At 63.0% G+C, this 23,737-nt stretch carries 28 protein-coding genes; 12 read left to right on the top strand and 16 right to left on the bottom strand.

All coding sequences use genetic code 11. The annotated features are described in order from the left end of the window. Positions 1-10: 10 nt before the first annotated feature. Positions 11-802: a YfaP family protein gene (locus L6D81_RS13950; protein WP_236180200.1), complete on the bottom strand. Its 792-nt coding sequence runs from the start codon at positions 800-802 to the stop codon at positions 11-13. 363 nt (positions 803-1,165) lie between these two features. Between L6D81_RS13950 and L6D81_RS13945 the strand changes: the two genes are divergently transcribed. From L6D81_RS13945 to L6D81_RS13930, 4 genes are all read left to right on the top strand, one after another. Next, entirely contained in the window at positions 1,166-1,408 is a 243-nt protein-coding gene (locus L6D81_RS13945; RefSeq protein WP_007894317.1) for an exodeoxyribonuclease VII small subunit, read from the top strand. Continuing rightward, positions 1,405-2,292, top strand: coding sequence for a (2E,6E)-farnesyl diphosphate synthase (gene ispA / locus L6D81_RS13940; protein WP_236180198.1), 888 nt, complete (start codon positions 1,405-1,407; stop codon positions 2,290-2,292). The genes L6D81_RS13945 and ispA overlap by 4 nt, the downstream gene beginning before the upstream one ends. A gap of 91 nt (positions 2,293-2,383) precedes the next feature. Beyond that, entirely contained in the window at positions 2,384-4,282 is a 1,899-nt protein-coding gene (gene dxs, locus L6D81_RS13935) for a 1-deoxy-D-xylulose-5-phosphate synthase (RefSeq protein ID WP_236180196.1), read from the top strand. A gap of 151 nt (positions 4,283-4,433) precedes the next feature. After that, positions 4,434-6,317, top strand: coding sequence for a TonB-dependent receptor domain-containing protein (locus L6D81_RS13930; RefSeq protein WP_236180195.1), 1,884 nt, complete (start codon positions 4,434-4,436; stop codon positions 6,315-6,317). Here L6D81_RS13930 and L6D81_RS13925 read toward each other — a convergent pair. The 12 genes from L6D81_RS13925 to nrdR all read right to left on the bottom strand — a co-directional run bounded on the left by L6D81_RS13925 (position 6,314) and on the right by nrdR (position 15,004). Further along, the gene (locus L6D81_RS13925) at positions 6,314-7,114 is read right to left on the bottom strand and encodes a cobalamin-binding protein (RefSeq protein ID WP_236180193.1); all 801 of its coding nucleotides are present in this window, start codon (positions 7,112-7,114) and stop codon (positions 6,314-6,316) included. The genes L6D81_RS13930 and L6D81_RS13925 overlap by 4 nt on opposite strands. Next, entirely contained in the window at positions 7,114-7,533 is a 420-nt protein-coding gene (locus tag L6D81_RS13920) for an MFS transporter (protein WP_236180191.1), read from the bottom strand. Before L6D81_RS13920 ends, L6D81_RS13925 begins: the two co-directional genes overlap by 1 nt. Beyond that, positions 7,530-8,147, bottom strand: a complete 618-nt coding sequence (gene ribA, locus L6D81_RS13915) for a GTP cyclohydrolase II (protein ID WP_007955551.1) — start codon at positions 8,145-8,147, stop codon at positions 7,530-7,532. Before ribA ends, L6D81_RS13920 begins: the two co-directional genes overlap by 4 nt. 132 nt (positions 8,148-8,279) lie before the next feature. Beyond that, complete coding sequence (locus L6D81_RS13910; protein ID WP_236180190.1) at positions 8,280-9,005, bottom strand: substrate-binding periplasmic protein; 726 nt, start codon at positions 9,003-9,005, stop codon at positions 8,280-8,282. A gap of 28 nt (positions 9,006-9,033) precedes the next feature. After that, a complete protein-coding gene (locus tag L6D81_RS13905; RefSeq protein ID WP_127651238.1) occupies positions 9,034-9,537 on the bottom strand; it encodes a phosphatidylglycerophosphatase A family protein in 504 nt (167 codons plus the stop codon). After that, positions 9,534-10,499: a thiamine-phosphate kinase gene (gene thiL / locus L6D81_RS13900; RefSeq protein ID WP_236180188.1), complete on the bottom strand. Its 966-nt coding sequence runs from the start codon at positions 10,497-10,499 to the stop codon at positions 9,534-9,536. The genes L6D81_RS13905 and thiL overlap by 4 nt, the downstream gene beginning before the upstream one ends. 27 nt (positions 10,500-10,526) lie before the next feature. After that, positions 10,527-11,027 (bottom strand): transcription antitermination factor NusB, encoded by a 501-nt coding sequence (gene nusB / locus L6D81_RS13895; RefSeq protein ID WP_024014489.1) that lies wholly within the window; start codon positions 11,025-11,027, stop codon positions 10,527-10,529. Further along, positions 11,024-11,500, bottom strand: coding sequence for a 6,7-dimethyl-8-ribityllumazine synthase (ribH, locus tag L6D81_RS13890; RefSeq protein WP_003228649.1), 477 nt, complete (start codon positions 11,498-11,500; stop codon positions 11,024-11,026). Before ribH ends, nusB begins: the two co-directional genes overlap by 4 nt. A 91-nt stretch (positions 11,501-11,591) precedes the next feature. After that, positions 11,592-12,683 (bottom strand): bifunctional 3,4-dihydroxy-2-butanone-4-phosphate synthase/GTP cyclohydrolase II, encoded by a 1,092-nt coding sequence (gene ribBA / locus L6D81_RS13885; protein ID WP_039771922.1) that lies wholly within the window; start codon positions 12,681-12,683, stop codon positions 11,592-11,594. A gap of 16 nt (positions 12,684-12,699) precedes the next feature. Beyond that, on the bottom strand, positions 12,700-13,362 hold the full coding sequence (locus L6D81_RS13880) for a riboflavin synthase (RefSeq protein ID WP_007955571.1): 663 nt from the start codon (positions 13,360-13,362) through the stop codon (positions 12,700-12,702). A gap of 47 nt (positions 13,363-13,409) precedes the next feature. After that, positions 13,410-14,543 carry a bifunctional diaminohydroxyphosphoribosylaminopyrimidine deaminase/5-amino-6-(5-phosphoribosylamino)uracil reductase RibD gene (gene ribD, locus L6D81_RS13875; protein WP_236180186.1) on the bottom strand — a complete coding sequence of 378 codons (1,134 nt, stop codon included), beginning with the start codon at positions 14,541-14,543 and terminating at the stop codon, positions 13,410-13,412. Continuing rightward, a complete protein-coding gene (nrdR, locus tag L6D81_RS13870; RefSeq protein WP_003228656.1) occupies positions 14,540-15,004 on the bottom strand; it encodes a transcriptional regulator NrdR in 465 nt (154 codons plus the stop codon). Before nrdR ends, ribD begins: the two co-directional genes overlap by 4 nt. Before the next feature lie 128 nt (positions 15,005-15,132). On the opposite strand from nrdR, the gene L6D81_RS13865 reads away from it, so the two are divergent. Genes L6D81_RS13865 through trxA form a run of 3 tightly spaced genes read left to right on the top strand, consistent with a single transcriptional unit; the run spans position 15,133 to position 17,162 of the window. Beyond that, a complete protein-coding gene (locus L6D81_RS13865) occupies positions 15,133-15,597 on the top strand; it encodes a YbaY family lipoprotein (protein ID WP_011336139.1) in 465 nt (154 codons plus the stop codon). After that, positions 15,594-16,250, top strand: coding sequence for a class I SAM-dependent methyltransferase (locus tag L6D81_RS13860; RefSeq protein WP_236180184.1), 657 nt, complete (start codon positions 15,594-15,596; stop codon positions 16,248-16,250). Before L6D81_RS13865 ends, L6D81_RS13860 begins: the two co-directional genes overlap by 4 nt. A gap of 39 nt (positions 16,251-16,289) precedes the next feature. Beyond that, positions 16,290-17,162 (top strand): thioredoxin, encoded by an 873-nt coding sequence (trxA, locus tag L6D81_RS13855; protein WP_236180182.1) that lies wholly within the window; start codon positions 16,290-16,292, stop codon positions 17,160-17,162. A gap of 4 nt (positions 17,163-17,166) precedes the next feature. On the opposite strand, the gene L6D81_RS13850 is transcribed toward trxA, so the two are convergent. Continuing rightward, positions 17,167-17,523, bottom strand: a complete 357-nt coding sequence (locus tag L6D81_RS13850) for a hypothetical protein (protein ID WP_236180180.1) — start codon at positions 17,521-17,523, stop codon at positions 17,167-17,169. Positions 17,524-17,658: 135 nt separating this feature from the next. On the opposite strand from L6D81_RS13850, the gene L6D81_RS13845 reads away from it, so the two are divergent. From L6D81_RS13845 to L6D81_RS13825, 5 genes are all read left to right on the top strand, one after another. Further along, positions 17,659-18,252 carry a DUF2796 domain-containing protein gene (locus tag L6D81_RS13845; RefSeq protein WP_236180177.1) on the top strand — a complete coding sequence of 198 codons (594 nt, stop codon included), beginning with the start codon at positions 17,659-17,661 and terminating at the stop codon, positions 18,250-18,252. Positions 18,253-18,266: 14 nt separating this feature from the next. Continuing rightward, positions 18,267-18,977 carry an ABC transporter ATP-binding protein gene (locus tag L6D81_RS13840; RefSeq protein WP_236180176.1) on the top strand — a complete coding sequence of 237 codons (711 nt, stop codon included), beginning with the start codon at positions 18,267-18,269 and terminating at the stop codon, positions 18,975-18,977. Between the two features lies 1 nt (position 18,978). Continuing rightward, the gene (locus L6D81_RS13835; RefSeq protein WP_236180174.1) at positions 18,979-20,244 is read left to right on the top strand and encodes an ABC transporter permease; all 1,266 of its coding nucleotides are present in this window, start codon (positions 18,979-18,981) and stop codon (positions 20,242-20,244) included. An 11-nt stretch (positions 20,245-20,255) separates the two neighbouring features. Next, positions 20,256-20,774, top strand: coding sequence for a DUF3299 domain-containing protein (locus L6D81_RS13830; RefSeq protein ID WP_236180171.1), 519 nt, complete (start codon positions 20,256-20,258; stop codon positions 20,772-20,774). Positions 20,775-20,951: 177 nt separating this feature from the next. After that, complete coding sequence (locus tag L6D81_RS13825; protein ID WP_236180168.1) at positions 20,952-21,650, top strand: OmpW/AlkL family protein; 699 nt, start codon at positions 20,952-20,954, stop codon at positions 21,648-21,650. A gap of 178 nt (positions 21,651-21,828) precedes the next feature. Here the strand turns inward: L6D81_RS13825 and L6D81_RS13820 are convergent, their stop codons facing one another. Together L6D81_RS13820 and L6D81_RS13815 are read right to left on the bottom strand one after the other, a co-directional pair. Further along, complete coding sequence (locus tag L6D81_RS13820) at positions 21,829-22,758, bottom strand: NAD-dependent epimerase/dehydratase family protein (protein ID WP_236180166.1); 930 nt, start codon at positions 22,756-22,758, stop codon at positions 21,829-21,831. Next, entirely contained in the window at positions 22,751-23,635 is an 885-nt protein-coding gene (locus L6D81_RS13815) for a sugar nucleotide-binding protein (RefSeq protein ID WP_236180164.1), read from the bottom strand. The genes L6D81_RS13820 and L6D81_RS13815 overlap by 8 nt, the downstream gene beginning before the upstream one ends. Between the last annotated feature and the right edge of the window lie 102 nt (positions 23,636-23,737).

The following is a 23,737-nucleotide window of genomic DNA, read 5'->3' as shown; positions in this document are numbered from 1 at the left end:
GGCGGGATGCTTAATAGTTGAAAGTCTTGACCAGCAGCAGATCACCGATGGCCCGCAGGGGCACGATGAACGTTTCGCGCTTTTCGTCGACGGTGTTTTCGTTGAGCACCAGCGTGATCTGCGAGGTGATCACCTCGTTCTGGTTGCTGGTCTCCTCGAAGTTATAGCCGCCGTTACCGAAGTTGCCCCAATAGTTGACGTAAACCAGATAGGTGCCGTGCAACGGCGCGGTCATGGTGAACATTTCCGGGCCGGGACCATCGACGCCGTCCGGATCGAGGCCGCCGCCGTTGCTCATCGCCGGGCGCGCCCAGAAGGCGTGCTGGCCGTCAGGCGTAATGACGTGCAGGTCGAGTTCGGCTTTAGGGTCGTCCCAACCGAGCACCACGCGGATCCGCGCCGGCGTGCGCAGGTTGTTGGCTTCGTAGAATTGAACACGCTTGAGCGACTGGCCGTCGGCACTGTTCACCTCGACGCTGTTGGAGCCGGCGCCGAACGCATACGGCCGGGCGAAACGTCCATCGTCGTCGGTGTACAGATTCAGTGGATTGCCATTCACCGCCAGGCTGTGGGGCGGGCGCAGATGCCCGAGCGCCTTGAGCTGGCCCTGGATCATCGTGCGATTGCGCTGGATGCCGCGATCAATCGGCGGCGTGGGGTAGGCGACCTGCGGGTTTTCCGTGCGATCGAGCAGCCCGTGATAGCGCCAGCCACCCACCGGCTCCGACAGCTCCGCGCTCGGCGCCGCCAGCAGCGCGGGCGCGCAGGCCAAGCCGATCAGCAGCAAAAGAAGTGAACGCATGTGATGCCTCCTGCCATGCCTGACGAAACCTTGCACCCGATCCTCGGCGCTTCACAGTGGGCGAGACTGCGTTTCGTCTGAAAGACCCGTGACTGTCGGGTCGTAGAAGGCGCGAAGGTTAGCGATTCGGCAGTTTTTTAACAATCGGATACATGTGGATTTGCGGTGGGAATCGCGCACATTGACGGGGCGTGAGCCGAATAGCGGACTTATTCGGCTCACAAAATGAGCCGAATAACTTTCGGGCCCGACAAGATCGATATCGACACCATGATGAAACGGCCACAACACCCCGCTCATTTGCCCATACCCCCCCTATCTGCTAGTGTCGCGCCGGTTTAACGTCAACCGGAATTAGCCGCCATGGCCCGCAAAAAAGCTGCACTGGATTTCGAACAGTCCCTCGCCGATCTGCAAACGCTGGTGGAGCGTCTGGAGAACGGTGAATTGTCGCTGGAAGACTCGCTGACCGCTTTCGAGCAGGGCATCGGCCTGACCCGTGACTGCCAGGCGGCGCTGGCCCAGGCCGAGCAGAAGGTCCAGGTGTTGCTGGAGCGCGATGGCGAGCTCGCCGAGGAACCCTTCGACGCGGATCAGCCAGAATGATTGCAGCGTATTCGGCCACCAGCCAGGCGCGGGTCAACGCGGCGCTGGAAACCCTGTTCAACGCCCCGCTGCCAGAACTGGCGCGCCTCTATGAAGCCATGCGCTACAGCGTGATGAACGGCGGCAAACGGGTGCGTCCGCTGCTGGCCTACGCGGCTTGCGAAGCCCTGGGCGGCAAGGCTGAACAGGCCAACGGCGCGGCCTGTGCGGTTGAGCTGATCCATGCGTACTCGCTGGTGCACGACGATTTGCCGGCGATGGACGACGACGACCTGCGTCGCGGCCAGCCGACCACTCACAAGAAATTCGACGAAGCCTGCGCAATTCTGGCCGGCGACGGCTTGCAGAGCCTGGCGTTCAGCGCCCTGCTCGACCCGCGCCTGAGCGACCTGAGCGCGGACATCCGCCTGCAACAGGTCACGGCGCTGGCGCACGCAGCGGGCCCGGCCGGCATGGTTGGCGGTCAGGCCATCGACCTCGGTTCGGTCGGCCTCAAGCTCGATCAGAAAGCCCTGGAACAGATGCACCGGCACAAGACCGGCGCGCTGATCGAAGTCAGCGTCAAGCTCGGCGCCCTGGCCTGCGGCCGTGCCGAAAAGGACGAACTCAAGTCCCTGCAGACTTACGCTCAGGCCATCGGTCTGGCGTTCCAGGTTCAGGACGACATCCTCGACGTCGAAAGCGATACCCAAACCCTCGGCAAGCGCCAGGGCGCCGACATCGCCCGCGACAAACCGACCTACCCGGCCCTGCTCGGTCTGGACGCGGCCAAGGCTTACGCGCTGGAACTGCGCGATCAGGCCCTGCACGCGCTGCGACCGTTTGACGCGGCTGCCGAGCCATTGCGCGATCTGGCCCGGTATATCGTCGACCGGCGCAACTGAAGGCTTATCTGCCAAAAAAGACCAACGCGTGGGCAGGGGGCGATGCATCAGGTAAACTGCCGCATCTTTTATACCTATAACGATTCGCCTGATGCCCACGACGTTTCATGAGATTCCCCGCAAGCGCCCGACCACGCCCCTGCTCGACCGCGCGAACACGCCGGACGGCCTGCGCCGGTTAGGCGAAGCCGAGCTGGAAACCCTGGCTGATGAGTTGCGCCTGGAATTGCTCTACACGGTCGGCCAGACCGGTGGGCATTTCGGTGCCGGCCTGGGCGTCATCGAGCTGACCATCGCGTTGCATTACGTCTTCGACACCCCGGACGACCGGCTGGTGTGGGACGTCGGTCATCAGGCCTATCCGCACAAGATCCTCACCGGTCGTCGCGAGCGCATGGAAACCCTGCGCCAGAAGGACGGCATCGCGGCCTTCCCGCGTCGCTCCGAGAGCGAGTACGACACCTTCGGCGTCGGCCACTCCAGCACCTCGATCAGCGCCGCGCTGGGCATGGCCATCGCCGCCCGCCTGCAGAACAGTGATCGCAAGGCGATTGCGGTGATCGGCGACGGTGCACTGACCGCCGGCATGGCGTTCGAAGCGCTGAACCACGCGCCGGAAGTCGACGCCAACATGCTGGTGATCCTCAACGACAACGACATGTCGATCTCGCGCAACGTCGGCGGGCTGTCGAACTATCTGGCGAAGATCCTTTCCAGCCGCACTTACGCGAGCATGCGTGAAGGCAGCAAAAAAGTGCTGTCGCGTCTGCCCGGTGCCTGGGAAATCGCCCGTCGTACCGAAGAATACGCCAAGGGCATGCTGGTTCCCGGCACCCTGTTCGAAGAGCTGGGCTGGAACTACATCGGCCCGATCGACGGCCACGACCTGCCAACCCTGATCGCCACCCTGCGCAACATGCGCGATCTGAAAGGCCCGCAGTTCCTGCACATCGTCACCAAGAAGGGCAAAGGCTTCGCCCCGGCGGAAGTCGACCCGATCGGTTACCACGCCATCACCAAGCTTGAACCGCTGGACGCCCCGGCCGCTGCGCCGAAAAAGGCCGGCGGGCCGAAGTATTCCGGCGTGTTCGGTGAATGGCTGTGCGACATGGCCGCTGCCGACCCGCGTCTGGTGGGCATCACCCCGGCGATGAAGGAAGGCTCGGATCTGGTGGCGTTCAGCGAACGTTTCCCGCTGCGCTACTTCGACGTGGCGATTGCCGAACAACACGCCGTGACCCTCGCCGCCGGCATGGCCTGCGAAGGCGCGAAACCGGTGGTGGCGATCTATTCGACGTTCCTGCAACGTGGTTACGACCAGTTGGTGCATGACGTCGCGGTGCAGAATCTCGACGTGCTGTTCGCCATCGACCGCGCCGGTCTGGTGGGCGAAGACGGCCCGACCCACGCCGGCAGCTTCGATCTTTCGTACCTGCGCTGCATCCCGGGCATGGTCATCATGACCCCGAGCGATGAAAACGAACTGCGCAAGATGCTCACTACCGGTCACCTGTACAACGGCCCGGCGGCGGTGCGCTACCCACGCGGCACCGGCCCGAACGCGACCATCGAGAAAGACCTCGAACCGATCGAGATCGGCAAGGGTGTGGTGCGTCGCCAGGGCAGCAAGGTCGCCCTGCTGGTGTTCGGCGTGCAAATGGCCGAAGCCCTGAAGGTCGGCGAAACGCTGGACGCGACCGTGGTCGACATGCGTTTCGTCAAACCGATGGATGACGCGTTGGTGCGCGAGATCGCCAACAGCCACGACCTGCTGGTGACCGTCGAAGAGAACGCGATCATGGGCGGCGCCGGTGGCGCGGTCAGCGAGTTCCTGGCCCGCGAGAACATCCTCAAATCGGTGCTGCACCTGGGCTTGCCGGACGTTTACGTCGAGCACGCCAAACCGGCGCAGATGCTGGCCGAGTGCGGGCTGGATGAGGCAGGGATCGAAGCGGCGGTGCGTGAGCGCCTGGAGCTGCTTAACCGCTAACTCGCTGGATCAACGCAAAACCCCATGTGGGAGCGGGCTTGCTCGCGAAAGCGTCGGATCAGTCGATGATGAGTTGACTGACACTCCGCCTTCGCGAGCAAGCCCGCTCCCACATTTGATTTGTGAACACTTCAAGTGCCAACGGACCCCGATGAACCTCTCGCGTCTCGCCCTGCCCTTCCTGCTGCTGCCAACCGCCAACACCCTCGCCGACACCTTCGAACGCGATCAGGCCCTGAAGCTGCCGGACATGCTGATCAGCGCCAACCGCCAGGTCGAAGCGCGCAACGACAGCAGCGCCGCCAATACCGTGTTCACCCGCGAAGACATTGAGCGCCTGCAACCGCGCAGTGTCACCGACCTGCTGCAACGGGTGCCGGGCGTGCAAGTCGCACAAACCGGCGGGCGCGGCAGCCTGCCGGGGATCTACATTCGCGGCACGCAATCGGCGCAGAGCCTGGTGCTGGTCGACGGCCAGCGCATCGGCAACTCGACGTCCGGCGACAGCAACCTGCAACACCTCAACATCGAGCAGATTGAACGCGTGGAAGTGCTGCGCGGTTCGCGTTCGGTGATCTACGGCAGCGATGCAATTGGCGGGGTGATCCAGATCTTCACCCGGCGCGGCGGCGAACAAGGCTTGCAGCCTCGGATGCATGTCGGATTCGGCAGTAACCAAACCTGGGAACGCAGCCTCGGCCTGTCTGGTGGCGACGAGAAAACCCGCTTCAACCTCGGCGCCAGCCTCGATGAAACCGCCGGGATCGACCGCACCCACGAGTCGTACCCCAGCGACAGCGATCACGACGCCTATCGCAATAAATCCATCAGCCTGAGCCTCAGCCATGCACTGAGCGATGACATCGAAGTCGGCGCCAACCTGCTGGATAACCGTGGCAAAAGCGAGTTCGACAACCCGTTCGGGCGCTTCGACCCGGTGACCTTCGACGCCCTCCAGCAGCAGCCTTACAGCGATTTCACCGTCAGCAGTTTCAGCAGCTACATCGATGCGCGGATCAACGAGCGTTGGAAGTCGCGCCTGGAACTCGGCCACAGCGAAAACCGCGAGAAGTCCTTCGACAAGCTCAGCGACGAACGCTCGGTGTTCAACACCTACCGCGACTCGGTGACCTGGCAGAACGACCTGACCCTCGATGCGCGCAACAGCCTGATCCTCGGCGGCGACTGGTACGAAGACCGGATCAACAGCAGCACCGCGTTCGACAAAGACAGACGCTGGAACCGCGCAGCCTTCATCCAGCATCGCTTTCAGGCCGACAGCTTCTCCACCGAACTGGGCCTGCGCCGCGACGACAACCAGCAATTCGGTGGCCAGAACAGTTGGAGCGGCACACTGACGTTGCCGGTCAACCCGGACAACGATCTGCTGCTCAGCTACAGCGAAGGCTTCCGCGCGCCGACCTTCAACGATCTGTATTACCCGGATTTCAGCAACCCCGACCTGAAACCGGAAACCTCGAAAAGCTACGAGCTGCAATGGCGCAGCCAGTTGAGCGACAGCACTCGCCTCGAAGCCTCGCTGTATCGGACCGACCTGGAAGACGCGATCATCTTCGGCAGCAACTCACGCCCGGAAAACGTCGCCTCGGCGCGGATCAACGGCTTCGAAGCGGCGCTGAAGCAGGAGCTGTTCGGCTGGCAGAGCAACCTCGGCGTGGCCATCATCGATCCCCGCGACCGCGACACCGGCCACACCCTGGCCCGGCGTGCCCGTCGCACCTTGAGCTGGGATCTGGACCGACAGTTCGATCGCCTTGGCCTCGGCGCCAGTTGGCAGGCCGTGAGCAGCAGCTATGACGACCTGAACAATCAGCAGCCGCTGGGCGGTTATGCACTGCTCGGACTGCGCAGCAGCTGGGCGCTGAACCGTGAGATCAAGCTGGATTTCAAGGTCGATAACCTGCTGGACAAGGGTTACAGCCGGGCGCTGTACAGCCATGACGGCAGTCAGTATGGCTATCACGAGGAAGGTCGGGCGTTCATGTTCGGCGTGACCTGGACGCCGCAGCGCTAACGATCCGGCGCGATAAGTTGGCAGAGCTTGGCGGTCGCCTCGATCATCTGCCCGCTCGGGCGCTCAAGGCCTTTGTCGGTGACCAGCAGCAATTGCCGATGCTTGACCGCTGCCACCTGTGGCCAGTCTTTCCACGCATCCAGTTGCGGCTGATCGCTGGCCAGAATCACCTCGGGATCACGCTGTAAAACCGCTTCGATGCTCACCTGCGGCGCGGGCAGGCTCAGGTCAGCAAACACATTGCGCGCACCGCACACTTCAAGCGCATCGCTGATGATCTGTCCGCCACCGACGGTGTACAGCGGCTTGTCCCAGACCTGATAGAACACCCGCAACGGTACATTCCGCCAGTAGCGCTGGCGCAGCTCATCGAGGTTGCGCCGCAGCGACCCGGCCCGTTCGATCCCACGTTCAGGACGACCGAGCTGTGACGCGATGGCTTCAATCTGCGCGGTCAGTTGTTCGAGACTGCGGGGTTCGGCAACCAACGTCGGGATGTTCAGGCGTTTGAGCTGATCGCGCTGAGCCGGGCCGACACTGCCGGGCCACAACAGCAACAAGTCAGGCTTGAGGCTGAGCAACCGTTCCATGTCGAGCTGGCCATAACGGCCCACCGACGGCACGTCCTTGATCGCGGATGGCCGCTCACCGGCATCCAGCACACCGACCAGCAGATCGGCCGAATCCAGTTCAACCACAATTTCAGACAGAGATGGCGCGAGGCTGACCACCCGCAGGGCGGCCAGCGTTTCACCGCTGACGGCCAGCAGCAGAACCGCCAGCCAGAGACGACGCATCAAGCGAGTTGACGCGGGATACGATAGAGGTAAAACAGCACCGCCGTGGACAGCGCCAGCAACATCAGCGGCACTGCTTCAAGGCCGACAAACACTGCCAGCGCGCCAATCCATGCCGGCAGCGCTGCGACCACGAATGCACTGCGAAGGCATGCGGCCAGGGCGATCCAGGCAGCGGGTTCTTCAGGGGTATCGAGGGCTTTTTGTGTGGCGATCAGCGCGTGCTTGTAGCGTCCGAAAAACTTCAGGCTGACAAACATCGAGGCCATGCCAGCGATAAACAAAGGCATCGCCAGCACCGGCAGAATCGCCTCGCCCTGGCCGAATACACCGTTGATCACGAACAGCGGCACCAGTGCCAGCGCCAGGTATTTCCACCAGGCGATCGACAGACGGCGCCGCACCTGCCCACGGGTCACGCCCGGTCTACCTCGCCCTGATGCTCGTTGCCCATCATGTGGTCGAGCTTGCTGGCCTTGGTCGCCAGATAGAGCTTGTTGTGCGGGTTGTGGCCGGTGTGCAGCGGCACGCGCTCGGCGACGACGATCCCCATGTCGGTCAAGGCTTTGACCTTGCGCGGGTTGTTGGTCATCAGACGCAGGGATTTGACGCCCAGATGCTCGAGCATCGGCAGGCACATGGCGTAGTCACGCTGGTCGGCGGCAAAGCCCAGACGCTCGTTGGCCTCGACGGTGTCGGCGCCGCCGTCCTGCAGTTCGTAGGCACGGATCTTGTTCAGAAGACCGATGCCGCGCCCTTCCTGACGCAGGTACAGCAACACGCCACGGCCTTCGCGAGCGATGGCCTTGAGGGCGCCTTCGAGTTGCGAACCGCAGTCGCAACGCTGGCTGAACAAGGCATCGCCGGTCAGGCATTCGGAGTGCAGACGGCCGAGTACCGGGGCACCGTCGGCAATCTCGCCCAGGCTCAGCACAACGTGCTCGCGGCCGGTGGCTTCATCGAGAAAACCGTGCATGGTGAATTGCGCAAAAGGCGTTGGCAGCTTGGAAGCGGCGACAAAAACGACAGGCACCGGTGTGCTCCTGATCTGAAAAGTCCGAGATTCGCTGGGCGGCATTGTAACAGCAGGTTCCCGCAGGCGCTTAGGCTGAATTATCGGGGATAACTATCAAAAAGTTTGATGACAGGCTCGGCCTTGTCGCGCTCATTCGAAGGGATACGGCTGCTTCCAGTGATCGAAAACCGGCTTCAACTCACCGCTTTTCACCAGTTGTTCCATGCGCCGATCGTACAGCGACATCAGCGCCCGTCCTTGCGGGGTGTCGGCGAACCCGAGGTACAGCGGCAATTCCGCCAGATGTGAATAACGGTACTGCGAAGGATCGGCGGCGTTTCGCAGCACCGCTTCGATTTCCGTCAGCGCATCGATGTAGTAATCCGCCCGCCCTTGCTTGAGCATCGACAGGATCCCGGTGCGGCGCTCGATCTGGTTGAAGCGTTTGACGTTCGGCAGGTAGGTTTCGTAGCGATAGCCGCGCACCCAGGCCAGTCGGTACTTGCCCAGTGTCGCCTGAGTCGGCGATGGACTGCTGGCAAGACCCAGTGCGTAGATGTGGTCGGAATCGAAATTCCATTTCGGGTACAGCACCTGCTCGGCTTCACCGCGATAGGAGCCGACCAATGCGTCGACTTCCCTCAACTGCACCAGCCCGACCGAGCGGGTGTAGGGCACCGTGCGAATATCCAGGGTCACGCCGGCCGGCTCGAACACTTTGCGCAACACGTCCCAGCCCAGGCCATGGCCATCGGCGGCGGTGTAGTCCTCCCAATCTTCACTGGCCAGGTGAATGACCGACGGCGGCGCGTCCTGTGCCTGGGCCATGGCGCCCAGCAAGGTCAAAACCACTATCGCCAACCAGCGTCGAGTCATCCCTGCGTCCCTCATCCACGCCTGGAAATCAGGCGAAAACCCACACCAGTCCCTGCATCGCCAGCCAGGCGAACACGCCGGCCAGCACGTCGTCGAGCATGATGCCGACACCGCCGTGCACATGCCGGTCGATCCAGCGGATCGGCCATGGTTTGAGAATGTCGAAGAAGCGGAACATCAGGAACCCGGCGAGCAACCAGTACCAGCCTTCCGGCACCAGCCACAGGGTGATCCACATCCCGACCATTTCGTCCCAGACGATGCCTTCGTGGTCGTGCACCCGCAGATCGTCGGCCACTTTGCCGCACAGCCAGAAGCCGAACAGCATGGTGATCCCGAGCATCAGCCAGTACCCCCAGTCGGGCAGCATCTGCCACAACGGGATGAAGGGCAGCGCAACTAACGAGCCCCAGGTGCCCGGCGCCTTGGGCAAGGTGCCAGAGCCGAAGCCGAACGCCAGGAAATGCCAGGGATTGCGCCAGACCGACGGCGGAACGAATTCGGCCGGAACCTGTTTCGGGTGATCTGTCACGGTGACTCCTGAAAATGTTGATAACCCCGGATGTGCGGGGTGATGTCGTGCCCGTCGCGGTCCAGCAGCACCACGCCCTGCCCTTGCGTCACGCGACCGATCACATGGATCGGCCGGCCATCGGCGAGCAGCGCCGGCAACTCGCCGGATGGCAGCGTAAAGGCCAGCACGTAATCATCGCCACCGCTCAACGCCGCACGTTCGGCGCCGCGCTGACCGAGAAACGCCACCAGCGCCTCCGACAACGGAACACGCTCGCGCTCGACTTCGAGGCGAACCTTCGAGGCCAGTGCGATATGACCGCAATCGGCGAGCAGACCATCGGAGATGTCCAGCGCCGAAGTGGCCTTGCCACGCAGCGCCTGACCGAGGGCGAGTTGCGGTTGCGGCGACCAGTAATGATCAAGCAGCGGTTGGGCGATGTGTGGTTCGGCGTCTCGCTGCCCCAGCACCAGCGGCAAGGCCCCGGCGGCATTGCCCAGCTCACCGCCGACACACAGCAGATCGCCCGGCTGTGCGCCGCTGCGGGTCAGCGCTTTGCCGGCCGGGACGCGACCGAACACAGTGACGGTCAGACTCAACGGCCCGCGAGTCGTGTCGCCGCCAACCAGCGCCACGCCACAGCCCTGCGCCATGCGGTTCAAACCGTGGGCATAAGCTTGCAACCAATCGGCGGTCACCGTCGGCAAGGTCAGGGCAAGGGTAAAGGCGACGGGCGTGGCGCCCATGGCAGCGAGGTCGCTGACCGCCACAGCCAGCGAGCGCTGACCGAGCAGAAACGGATCGCAGGGATCGGCGAAATGCACGCCGGCCACCAGCGTATCGGTGGAAACCGCCAGCTGTTCCCCGGAAGGAACCGCCAGCAAGGCGCAGTCGTCGCCGATCCCCAGTGCAACGCCTTCGCCGCCCTGCGCACAAGGCGCGGCGGCAAAGAAATTGCGGATCAGCTCAAACTCGCCCATGGCTGAGAAAAAGTATTCAAGCGCGGATCAGCGCTTGAACGCCTTCACTTCAGCTTCACGCAGGCGCGGAGCCAGCTTGTCGAGCACGCCGTTGACGAACTTGTGGCCGTCGGTCGAACCGAACACCTTGGCCAGCTCGATACCTTCGTTGATCACAACGCGGTATGGCACGTCGACGCGTTTGAGCAGTTCCCAGGTGGACAGGCGCAGAACCGCCAGTTCAACCGGGTCCAGCTCTTCGATCGCCAGGTCCAGGCACGGCGTGAGCGCGGTGTCGATTTCAGTCTTGAACTGCGGAACCCCGTGCAGGATTTCGCGGAAGTAAGCACCGTCGACATCGGTGAAATCGTTATCGACCCGAAACTGCGCTTCGATCTCGTTCAACGACTGCCGAGCCATGTGCCATTGATACAGGGCCTGGGTCGCGAGCTGACGGGCTTCGCGGCGCTTGGCGCTCTTCGATGGCTTGCCGGCATCCGCAGGTTTCGGATCGCGCGGGTTGAAACGATCGCTTTCGTCGCTAATCACTTGGCCTCCAACTGCGCCAGCAGGCTGACCATTTCCAGAGCGGACAGGGCAGCTTCAGCACCTTTGTTGCCGGCCTTGGTGCCGGAACGTTCGATGGCTTGCTCGATGGAATCAACGGTCAGGACGCCGAAAGCGACCGGTACGCCGAATTCCATGGACACCTGGGCCAGGCCCTTGGTGCACTCGCCCGCCACGTATTCGAAGTGCGGAGTGCCGCCACGAATGACCGCGCCCAGGGCGATGATTGCTGCGAACTCGCCTTTCTGGGCGACTTTCTGCGCAACCAGCGGGATTTCGAAGGCGCCAGGTGCGCGGATGATGGTGATGTCGCTTTCGCTCACGCCGTGGCGAACCAGGGCATCAACTGCACCGCTGACCAGGCTTTCAACCACGAAGCTGTTGAAACGGCCCACTACCAAAGCGTAGCGGCCTTTAGGGGCGATGAAGGTACCTTCGATGGTCTTCAGGGTCATTCGTCAGATCTCTTAAAGAGCCGGGACGCGTCTGTTTCGCGTCCCTCAGTGATTTATTTGCCGCGAATACAGGGCCGGAAACAACCGGTCATTATTCGGAGGGCACGTATTCTACAACTTCCAGATCGAAACCGGATATCGCATTGAACTTCATCGGGGCCGACATCAGGCGCATTTTGCGCACGCCAAGGTCACGCAGGATCTGCGAACCGGCACCGACGATGCTGTAGGTGGTCGGTTTTTTCGGCGCTGCCTGATCGCCGGTTTCGCGGATGTGCGCCAGCAGTACGTCGCCATCGAGCGGGTGACCGAGCAACAGCACCACACCGCTGCCGGCCTCGGCAACCGCAGCCATGGCGGCGCGCAGGCTCCAGCGGCCCGGTTGCTTGACCATCAGCAGGTCGCGCAGCGGATCCATGTTGTGCACCCGAACCAGGGTCGGCTCTTCGGCGCAAACGGTGCCCAGGGTCAGTGCCATGTGCACGTCGCCTTCCACGGAATCACGATAGGTCACCAGATTGAATTGGCCCAGTTCGCTGTCCAGCGGCTGCTCGGCAATCCGCTGAACGGTACGTTCGTGGATCATCCGGTAGTGAATCAGGTCGGCGATGGTGCCGATCTTGATGTTGTGCTCGGCGGCGAAGGCTTCCAGCTCGGCACGACGGGACATGGTGCCGTCGTCGTTCATGACTTCGCAGATCACGCCGCTTGGCTCGAAACCGGCCATGCGCGCCAGGTCGCAGGCGGCTTCGGTGTGACCGGCGCGGGCCAGGGTGCCACCGGCCTGGGCCATCAGCGGGAAGATGTGGCCCGGGCTGACGATGTCTTCGGCTTTCGCGTCTTTCGCGGCGGCCGCTTGCACAGTGCGTGCGCGGTCGGCGGCAGAAATACCGGTGGTCACGCCTTCAGCCGCTTCAATCGATACGGTGAACTTGGTGCCGAAACCGGAACCGTTACGCGGCGCCATCAGCGGCAGCTTCAAGGTTTCGCAACGCTCGCGGCTCATCGGCATGCAGATCAGGCCACGGGCGTACTTGGCCATGAAGTTGATGTGCTCGGCCTTGCAGCATTCGGCGGCCATGATCAGGTCGCCTTCGTTCTCGCGGTCTTCGTCATCCATGAGGATGACCATCTTGCCTTGGCGGATGTCTTCAACCAGTTCTTCGATGCTATTGAGCGCCACAAGGCACCCCCTTCAGTCAGGATTTGAGGTAGCCGTTAGCGGCCAGAAAGCTTTCAGTGATGCCCCCGGACGTTGGCTCTGCAGCCTTGTCGCCCAACAGCAGACGCTCCAGATAACGCGCCAGCAGATCGACTTCCAGGTTCACCCGGCGACCTGGCTTGTAGGACGCCATGATGGTTTCGCTCAGGGTGTGCGGAATGATCGTCAGCAGGAACTCGGCACCATCGACCGCGTTCACGGTCAGGCTGGTGCCGTCGACGGTGATCGAGCCTTTGTGGGCGATGTACTTGGCCAGCTCTTTGGGCGCGCGGATGCGAAATTCCACGGCACGGGCATTGTCGCTGCGCGAGACCACTTCGCCGACACCGTCGACGTGACCGCTGACCAGATGGCCGCCGAGACGGGTGGTCGGGGTCAGGGCTTTTTCCAGGTTGACCGGGCTGCCGCTTTTCAGGTCATTCATGGCGGTGCAGTCGAGGGTTTCGCGACTGACGTCGGCGGCGAAGCCGTTGCCCGGCAGTTCAACCGCAGTCAGGCACACGCCGTTGACCGCGATGCTGTCGCCGAGTTTGACGTCGCTCAGGTCGAGCTTGCCGGTTTCGACATGCACCCGCACATCACCGCCCTTTGGGGTCAGTGCGCGGATACTGCCGATGGATTCGATGATGCCGGTAAACATGGGGTTCTCCTTGAGAACGAAGCCAGCGCTAACGCGATGGCCGGGAATTATACGCTCGCCGATGGGACAGGGATGGCAGTGACTCGCCAGTCATCGCCAACCGCGCGAATTTCAGTGATTTTCAGCTCCGGCGCATCCTTCATACAGGCCAGCGGCCAGTCCAGAAGCGGACGCGCCGTGGAGCCGAGAAACTTGCCGGCGATGAAGATCACGAACTCGTCGACCAGACCAAGCTGGGCAAACGCGCCGGCCAGTCGCGGGCCGGCCTCGACCAGCACTTCGTTGACGCCTCGACTGGCCAGTTCGATCAGCAATCGATGCAGATCGACCTGCCCGTCATCGCCCGGCACGATCACGCATTCCGGGCCGTGGGCGTACTGCTCCTCAATGGCCACGCAGGTGGCGACCAGCGCCGCGCCGGCCTTGAAGAACGGCGCATCCAGCGGCACTCGCAGACGTCCGTCGATCAACACCCGCAGCGGCGGACGGCTCAGGGCCAGTGCGGTTTGTTCGGCATCCAGCCCCAGCTCATCGCCGCGAACGGTCAGGCGTGCACCATCGGCCAGCACCGTGTCGGCGCCAGTCAGCACCACGCTGGCCTGGGCGCGCAGACGCTGCACCGCCGAACGCGCGGCAGGGCCGGTGATCCATTGGCTTTCGCCGCTTTCCATCGCCGTGCGACCGTCGAGGCTCATGGCCAACTTGACCCGCACGAACGGCAAGCCGTGTTCCATGCGTTTCAGAAAACCTTGATTGAGCTGGCGTGCTTCGCTCTCCAGCACACCGCTTTCGGTGGCGATTCCGGCATCGGCCAGACGCTGCAGACCGCGTCCTGCGACCTGCGGATTCGGATCACGCATTGCCGCAATCACCCGGGCAACACCGGCATTGACCAGCGCATCGGCGCACGGCGGAGTGCGGCCGTGGTGGCTGCAAGGTTCAAGGGTCACGTAAGCCGTGGCGCCACGAGCCAATTCACCGGCGGCGCGCAGGGCGTGGACTTCGGCGTGGGGTTCACCGGCGCGCTCATGCCAGCCTTCGCCAACAATCTGCCCGTCGCGCACGATCACGCAGCCGACCCGTGGATTGGGATGGGTCGTGTAATGCCCCTTGCGCGCCAGTTCCAGGGCCCGAGCCATGAAGTGGGCGTCGAGAATGGCCTGCTCGGCGGCGGTGGTCATTCTTTCACCGGTTCACGGGCGAGGCGGTCGATCTCTTCGCGGAACTCGTTGAGGTCCTGGAAACGGCGGTACACGGAAGCGAAACGGATGTAGGCGACTTCATCGAGCTTTTGCAGCTCGGCCATCACCAGTTCGCCGACCACGAGGGACTTGACCTCGCGCTCGCCGGTGGCGCGCAGCTTGTGCTTGATATGGACCAGCGAGGATTCGAGGCGCTCGACGCTCACCGGACGTTTCTCCAGGGCGCGTTGCATGCCGGCGCGGAGTTTTTCTTCGTCGAACGGTTGGCGGCTGCCGTCGGTTTTGATCAGGCGCGGCAACACCAGTTCGGCCGTCTCGAACGTCGTGAAACGTTCGCCGCAGGCCAGGCATTCACGCCGGCGGCGCACCTGTTCGCCCTCGGCGACCAGACGCGAGTCGATGACCTTGGTGTCGTTGGCACCGCAGAAGGGACAGTGCATGGTGGCTGGCAACAAAAAAAGGGAGGGCCATGGTAGCGCATCCCGGTGGCAAGACAAGCCATAGGCTTTGCGGTATACAGACTGCCATGATCGATTGATCCATGGATTTCATTTTGCTGGAGCCACCAATGTCCCTACGACCGCTCGTTTTGCTCAGTGTTTTCAGCCTGCTGGTGGCCTGCGGCAGCGATGCGCCCAAGCCTCAGCCGCCCACGCCGGGCCCGGCGCCGCAACAGGCGCAGAAAAAAGCCCGGGAAGCCGCCGACCTCGGCCCGCTGCCGGCGTATCAACGCGAACTGAGCGGCACCTTGCAAGGCGTGCCGGCCGGCGCCGAAGTCGAACTGGCGCTGCTGGTGATCGACGAAAAGGATCGCCCGCAACAATTGCTCGCCAGTTCCAGCCTGATCGGCAACAACCAGATTCTGCCGTTTCACCTGCGTTTCAACCCCGAATCCTTCCCGGTTGGCGCGCGGGTTGAATTGCGCGGCCGCGCCAGTCAATCCGGCCAGTTGATCCTGCACCTGCCGTCGCAGACCATCACTCAGCCAACCACCCAGGCGTTGGGCCAGCTGCAATTTGTCAAAGCCCCATGAATGCACCGTCAGACCTGCAACAGTCGCTGGGCGAGTTGCTCGGCGACGCCCGACTGAAAGCCTGTGCGCTGCCGGACACCGACCTGCAACTGTGGCTGATCGATGGCGACAACATGGCGCGCGAATTCAGCCAGGAAGAAACCCAACGGATCCTGCATGAACCGCCGTACTGGAGTTTCTGCTGGGCCAGCGGTCTGGCGGTGGCGCGCTACCTGGCGGCGTTTCCCGAGTGGGTTCGAGGCAAACGCGTGCTGGATTTCGGCGCCGGTTCCGGGATCGCCGGCATCGCGGCGGTGAAGGCCGGTGCGCTGGAGGTGGTGGCCTGCGACCTCGACCCGCTGGCGATTGCCGCCTGTCGGGCGAACGCCGATCTCAATGATGTGCAGATGAGTTATTCCACAGACTTCTTCGCCGAGGCCGATCGCTTCGATCTGATCCTGGTGGCCGACGTTCTCTACGACCGGGAAAATCTTCCGCTGCTCGACGCCTTCCTGAGCCGTGGTCGCGAAGCGCTGGTGGCGGATTCGCGGGTCCGGGATTTCCGTCATCCGTTGTACCGGCGCATCGAAATGCTTGAAGCCATGACCCTGCCGGACCTGGCCGAGCCCGAAGAGTTTCGCCATGTCAGCCTCTACCACGCGGCCCGCGCCTGACCGTATAGTTGCCCCATTCACGCTTTTACGAGAGACCCCATGAGTCAGCAAACGCCGTACATCTTCGACGCCACGACGGCCGACTTCGACCAGTCGGTGATCGAGGCATCTTTTCAAAAACCGGTGCTGGTGGATTTCTGGGCCGAATGGTGTGCGCCGTGCAAGGCGCTGATGCCGATGCTGCAAGGCATCGCCGAGAGCTATCAGGGCGAGCTGCTGCTGGCCAAGGTCAATTGCGATATCGAGCAGGACATCGTCGCCCGCTTCGGCATCCGCAGCCTGCCGACCGTGGTGTTGTTCAAGGACGGTCAACCGGTGGACGGCTTTGCCGGTGCGCAACCGGAATCCGCCGTGCGCGCCCTGCTCGAACCTCACGTAAAAATGCCACCGCCGGCAGCGGCTGATCCGTTCGAGCAAGCCCAGGCGCTGTTCGATGACGGTCGTTTCGCCGATGCCGAAGCCGCGCTGGCGGTGATGCTCAATGAAGACAACACCAACGCCAAGGCGTTGATTCTCTACGCTCGCTGCTTGACCGAACGCGGCGAGCTGGGCGAAGCGCAAACCGTGCTCGACGCGGTCAAGAGCGACGAACACAAAGCCGCGCTGGCCGGCGCCAAGGCGCAGATCAAGTTCCTCGGCCTGGCCCGTGACCTGCCGGACGCCGCTGACCTGAAAAGCCGTCTGGCGCAGAACCCGCAGGACGATGAAGCGGTGTACCAACTGGCGATCCAGCAACTGGCCCGTCAGCAATACGAAGCGGCGCTGGACGCACTGCTCAAGCTGTTCATCCGCAATCGCAGCTACGGCGAAGGCCTGCCGCACAAGACCTTGCTGCAAGTGTTCGAACTGCTGGGCAACGATCATCCGCTGGTGACCGCTTACCGACGCAAGGTGTTTGCCGCGCTGTACTAAGCGCTTACTCGATCCAGCTGTAGAGCGGCGTATCCCCGCCGCTCGCCACTTTCACATCGGATGAATGACGCAGGCGCACCAGCAAGCGCTTGCCCGCCGCCGCGCTGCCGGTCAGCCCTTCGAGCTGATCCAGCAGGTCCGGGCCACTGAGCTGCCCGGCCTTGCGCAGCAGATCCCTGGCGACCTGCCACAACGCATCGTCCTGACTCACCGGTTTCGCCACTGGCGCCGCTGCTGTCGGCGGCTGAGCGGCCTGCACCTGCGCGCCAAACTGCGAACCGAGCCGCGCCCAGTCGCTTTCATCCAGTTCCAGGGTCAAATCCACCGGCAAGTCGCCGACGGTTCCGCGTATCCGCAACATAAGCTGTTCTCCCGCACCTATCTGACCTGCATGCTCCCATGGGGCTTGTGTAACGCCAAGCGGGCGGGCAAACTCTGCGCACTTTCGTTATAAGATTACATAACAAACTCTTCACTTTACTTCCCGGAGACCGTCATGCGTCGTCTGCTGCTCGCTTTGCCGTTTGCCCTGTTGCCGCTGGCCATCGCCCATGCTGCCGATGAGCATGATCACGACCATGAGCACGGCAGTCTCGGTGCTCACGAACATGGCGTCGGTCGCCTGAACGCCGCCCTCGATGGCCAGACCCTGGAGCTGGAGCTGGAAAGCCCGGCGATGAACCTCGTGGGTTTTGAACACGTCGCCACCAGCGATGCCGACAAGGCCAAGGTCGCCGCCGCTCGTGCGCAACTGGAAAAACCACTGGCGCTGTTCAGCCTGCCGGCCACCGCCGGTTGCAAAGTCACCCGTCAAGAGCTGGAGAGCCCGCTGTTCGGTGACAAACCGGATACCGACGATCATGACGAAGAGGAAGCCGGCAAGGACGGTCACGAGCATCATCACGACCACAGTGAAATCCACGCCCACTACCAGTTCAGCTGTGCGGCGCCGGGTGCGTTGAAAACCCTGGACCTGGCGAACCTGTTCACGACCTTCCCGGCCACCCAGAAAATTCAGGTACAACTGATCGGCCCGAGCGGCCAGCAAGGCACGGAAGTGACGGCCAAGGCCGCCGCCCTGAAGTTCTGACACGAAACGGCGCCATGACCCAAGCACTCATCGAACTGTCCGACCTGGGCTTCAACTGGCCCGGTCACCCGCCGCTGCTGGACATCCCGGCGTTTCGTCTGGAAGCCGGCGAAACCCTGTTCCTCAAGGGCCCCAGCGGCAGCGGCAAGACCACCCTGCTCGGCCTGCTGGGCGGGGTGCAGAAACCCGGTCGCGGCAGCATTCGCCTGCTCGGCCAGGAACTGACCGAACTGGGTGCCGGCGCCCGTGATCGCTTTCGCGTCGATCACACCGGCTACATTTTCCAGCAGTTCAACCTGCTGCCGTTTCTCTCAGTGCGCGAGAACGTCGAGCTGCCGTGCCACTTTTCGACGCTGCGGGCCGAGCGTGCGAAACAGCGCCACGGCAGCGTCGATCAGGCCGCCGCCATCCTGCTCGCCCACCTGGGTTTGAAGGACGAAAGCCTCCTGAGTCGCCGCGCCGATTCGCTGTCGATCGGTCAGCAACAACGGGTCGCCGCTGCCCGCGCCTTGATCGGGCAACCGGAACTGGTGATCGCCGACGAACCGACCTCGGCGCTGGATTTCGACGCCCGGGAAAACTTCATTCGCCTGTTGTTCGCCGAATGCCGTGAAGCCGGTTCGAGTCTGTTGTTCGTCAGCCACGACCAAAGCCTGGCGCCGCTGTTCGATCGTCATCTGTCCCTGGCCGAACTCAATCGCGCCGCCACGTCTGCCGAGGTCTGAGATGTATCTGTTCCGTCTGGCCATGGCCAGCCTCGCCAACCGTCGCTTCACCGCCCTGCTCACCGCTTTCGCCATTGCCCTCTCCGTCTGCCTGCTGCTGGCCGTGGAGCGGGTGCGCACCGAAGCCAAGGCCAGTTTCGCCAGCACCATCAGCGGCACCGACCTGATCGTCGGCGCCCGTTCGGGCTCGGTAAACCTGTTGCTGTACTCGGTATTTCGCATCGGCAACGCCACCAACAACATCCGCTGGGACAGCTTCGAACACTTCGCCAGCAACCCGAAAGTGAAGTGGGCGATCCCGATGTCCCTCGGCGATTCCCATCGTGGCTACCGGGTGATGGGTACCACCGAAGCCTATTTCGAGCATTACCAGTACGGTCGCCAGCAGCATCTGCAACTGGCGGATGGCCGGGCCTTCGCCACCGATCCGTTCGAAGTGGTGCTCGGCGCCGAAGTGGCCGAAGCACTGCACTACAAACTCGGTGACAAACTGGTGCTGGCCCACGGTGTGGCGGCGATCAGTCTGGTCAAGCACGATGACAAGCCATTCACCGTGGTCGGCATTCTCAAGCGCACCGGCACCCCGGTGGACCGCACGTTGCACATCAGCCTCGGCGGCATGGAGGCGATCCACATCGACTGGCACAACGGCGTGCCGGCCCGGGGCAACGGGCGAATCAGCGCCGATCAGGCACGCAACATGGACCTGACACCGCAAGCCATCACCGCGTTCATGCTCGGCCTCAACAACAAGATCTCGACCTTCGCCCTGCAACGGGAGATCAACGAATTCCGTGGCGAGCCGATGCTGGCGATTCTGCCGGGCGTGGCCTTGCAGGAATTGTGGAGCCTGATGAGCACCGCCGAAAAAGCGCTGTTCGTGGTCTCGCTGTTTGTGGTGCTGACCGGTTTGATCGGCATGCTCACGGCAATCCTCACCAGTCTCAACGAACGTCGCCGCGAGATGGCGATCCTGCGTTCGGTGGGCGCGCGGCCGTGGCATATCGCGAGCCTGCTGGTGCTGGAAGCGTTCGCTCTGGCGCTGACCGGGGTGATCGCGGGTCTGGCATTGCTGTATATCGGCATCGCCGCTGCTCAGGGTTATGTGCAGGCCAATTACGGCTTGTATCTGCCGTTGGCCTGGCCAAGCGAGTATGAATGGACGCTGCTCGGTGGCATTCTGGCGGCCGCGCTGCTGATGGGCAGCGTGCCGGCCTGGCGTGCATATCGCCAATCCCTGGCCGATGGCCTGTCGATCCGTTTATGAGGATGCTCCCCATGCCCCGCGCCGTGCTCGCGCTGCTGTTGCTGGTCGCCCTGCCCGTGTGGGCGGCGGCACCGAAAGACCTGACCTGGTCGGAAATGATCCCGCCGGACGCGGCGCCGGAAGTACCGAACATGACGCCGCTGCACGACCTGTCGAAGATGGGCGATGCGCTGTCGGCCGAGTCCGCGCCGGCGGCCAAACAGGACATGCCCAACGCCCCCGTGGTGCAAAGCCTCGACGGCCAGAACATTCGCCTGCCGGGCTACATCGTGCCGCTGGAGGTGAGCGAAGAGGGCCGCACCACGGACTTCCTGCTGGTGCCGTATTTCGGCGCCTGCATCCACGTACCGCCACCGCCGTCGAATCAGATCGTGCACGTGAAAAGCGAACTCGGCGTGAAGCTCGACGAGCTGTATCAGCCGTACTGGGTCGAGGGGCCGTTGCAGGTCAAGCCGTCCACCAGCGAACTGGCCGACGCCGGGTATCAGATGGAAGCGGACAAGATTTATGTGTACGAGCTACCGGAGTAAACCTGCGGGTTCCATGCTGCTTGTAAGGGCCCCATCGCTGGCAAGCCAGCGATGGGGCCCTGAAAGTTCCACAAAAATCCGGGGCATCACTGTTTCATTGAGCTGAGTCAAAAGACCGTATCAGACGGATTCGTACCATAGGACATCCAACATTTTTAACGTCCTTTGGGAGCTTCCATGAACAAGTCCTTGCTCAGCGCCTCGCTGTTTGCCCTCGCGCTCGCAGCCCCGCTCGCCCACGCCCACGAAGCCGGTGACATCATCGTTCGTGCCGGTGCGATCACCGTCAACCCGAAGGCCGACAGCTCCAGCATCAAGGTCGATCAGGGTCCGCTGAGCGGCACCAACCTGGGCGGCAAGGCGACCATGAGCAGCGACACCCAACTGGGTCTGAACTTCGCCTACATGCTGACCAACAACATCGGTATCGAGCTGTTGGCCGCCTCGCCGTTCGAGCATGACGTGAAGCTCAAGGGCACCGCCCTGCCCGCCGCCAACGGCAAGCTCGGCACCCTCAAACACCTGCCGCCGACCCTGAGCGTCGTTTACTACCCGCTGGACGCGAAGTCGCCGTTCCAGCCGTACATCGGCGGCGGCATCAACTACACCTGGATCTACGACGAGCACGTCGGCAGCGAAGCCCAGTCCAACGGCTTCAGCAACTTCAAGGCGAAAAACTCCTGGGGCCTGGCCTGGCAGGTCGGCGCCGACTACATGCTGACCGACAACATCATGCTCAACGCTCAGGTGCGCTACATCGACATCGACACCCGTGCCACCGTCGAGAACAACGCCGTGGCTCCGGGCACCCGTGCACGGGTGAACGTGGACGTTGATCCCTTCATCTACATGGTTGGTCTAGGCTACAAGTTCTAAAGAACGTTCACGTGGTGGTGAATGAGGCTGGGTGGCGAGCAGGCTCAGAACTGGCGGCGATGTAACGCCATCGACCGGGGAGCAAGCTCCCTCGCTGCAGGAAATGTTTTTGAAACCCGATTTCCGGCCGTGAAAAAGGCGCCTGTCAAAAGGCGCCTTTTTCATGCCTGCGAGAAACTCAGCGGCCGAGCAATCGGGCCAGGCCGACGCTCATCGGCGTTGGCGTCGGGCACTTGAATCGCGCCAGCAACCGGCTGTTGTTCGCCCGCGAATGACGGATGTCACCGGAGCGCGCCGGGCCGTAGCTGACGGGCGGCAACTCGCCGACCACCGCTTCGAGCGCGGCCAGCATCTGCTTCAGGTTGGTCGCCTGATTCCAGCCGACGTTCACTGCACCGATATCCACTTGCGGCTTTTCGATCGCCTGCACCAGCACATCGACCAGGTCTTCGACGTACATGAAATCCCGGGTCTGTTCGCCATCGCCGAACACGGTGATCGGCAAGCCTTTCTGCGCGCGCTCGCTGAAGATGCTGATCACCCCGGAATACGGCGAGGACGGATCCTGGCGCGGGCCGAAGATGTTGAAGAACCTGAAGATCGCCGGTTCCAGACCGTGCTGGCGGCGGTAGAAATCGAAGTACTGCTCGCCGGCCAGCTTGTCCGACGCATAAGGCGTCAGCGGTGCCTTGGGCGTGTCTTCGTCAATCGACTCGCCTTCGCCATTGTTGCCGTAGACGGCTGCGCTGGAGGCGTACAGCACACGTTTGACGCCGGCCTCGCGCATGGCTTCGCAAACGTTCAGCGTGCCGATGAAATTGCTCTGGTGGGTTTTCACCGGATCGTCCACCGACGCCTGCACCGAGGCGACGGCCGCGAGGTGCGCGACCGCGCTGCAACCTTGCATCGCACGGGCGACCAGAGCGGCATCGGCCACATCGCCGACGATCAACTCCACCTTGGGATTATCCAGCGGCAGGTTGCTGCGCTTGCCGGTCGACAGATCATCGAGGATCCGCACCGAATGGCCCTGGGCAAGCAGCGCGTCAGTCAGGTGCGAGCCGATGAAACCGGCGCCGCCGGTGATGAGAACAGGGCCTTCAGCCATGACGATAAAACCTATCCAGTAAGCCCGGGAGCGCGGCACGCCAGGCGCGCGGCTTGATCCCGAAAGTGTGCAGAATTTTCTTGCAGGCGAGTACCGCGTGTTGCGGCTCTTCGGCGGCATCCGGCCGCGCGGCGTGGGCCTGGGCGGTCGGGGCTTCGATGGCCAGCGGGTGCAGGCTGCGCGCTTCCGAAAGAATCGCCTGTCCCAGCGCCAGCGGCGTAGTCGCCTCATGGCCGGCGTAGTGGTAAGTGCCCCACAGCGGCGCGGCGCAATCGAGTTGTTTGAGCACCGAAATGATCACCCGTGCCGCATCGTCGACCGGGGTCGGATTGCCACGGCGGTCATCGGCCAGCAGCAATTCTTCCGGCTGTTCGGCACGGGCCAGGAAGCGCCCGAGGATGCCTTCCGCGCTGTCGTCAAGCAGCCAGCCGAAGCGCAGCAACACATGTTGAGGGCAAGTGGCGCGGACGCTCTGCTCGATCCGCCACAAGGCTTGACCGCGCAGCCCCAACGGCACCGGTTCGTCCTTTTCGCTGTAGGCGGTGGCGCGGGAACCGTCGAACACCCGATAACTGGACGGCTGCACCAGCACGATGTTGTGGTGCTGGCACAGTTCGGCCAGGCGCTCGATCGCGCGTTCCTGCCCGGCCAGACGGCTTTCGCTGACGGCCTCGGCCTGGAACCAGTCGAAATAGTAGGCAAGGTTGATCAATGCATCGGGACGGGTGTCGTCGAGCAATTGGGTCAGGCTCGCGGCATCCCAGCCGTCTTCGGGCGGGCGGGGGGCGAGGAAACCGATGTCTTCCTCTGCACCGAGGCGAATCAGCGCCTGCCCAAGGGCATTTCCGCCGCCCAGTAACATAAGGCGCATTCGCATAGAGTCAGCAGGCCCAGTCTGATTGGAACGATGGCTTTGGCGACGATGCTTGTGGCACCGCCGTCGATAATTGCCGGAATCGTTGCATTTTGCGGGTTTAGT

The sequence above is a fragment of the Pseudomonas sputi genome, assembly GCF_021603585.1.
GTDB classification, from domain to species: Bacteria; Pseudomonadota; Gammaproteobacteria; order Pseudomonadales; family Pseudomonadaceae; genus Aquipseudomonas; species Aquipseudomonas sputi.
This window is presented reverse-complemented; position numbering and strand designations above follow the sequence as displayed.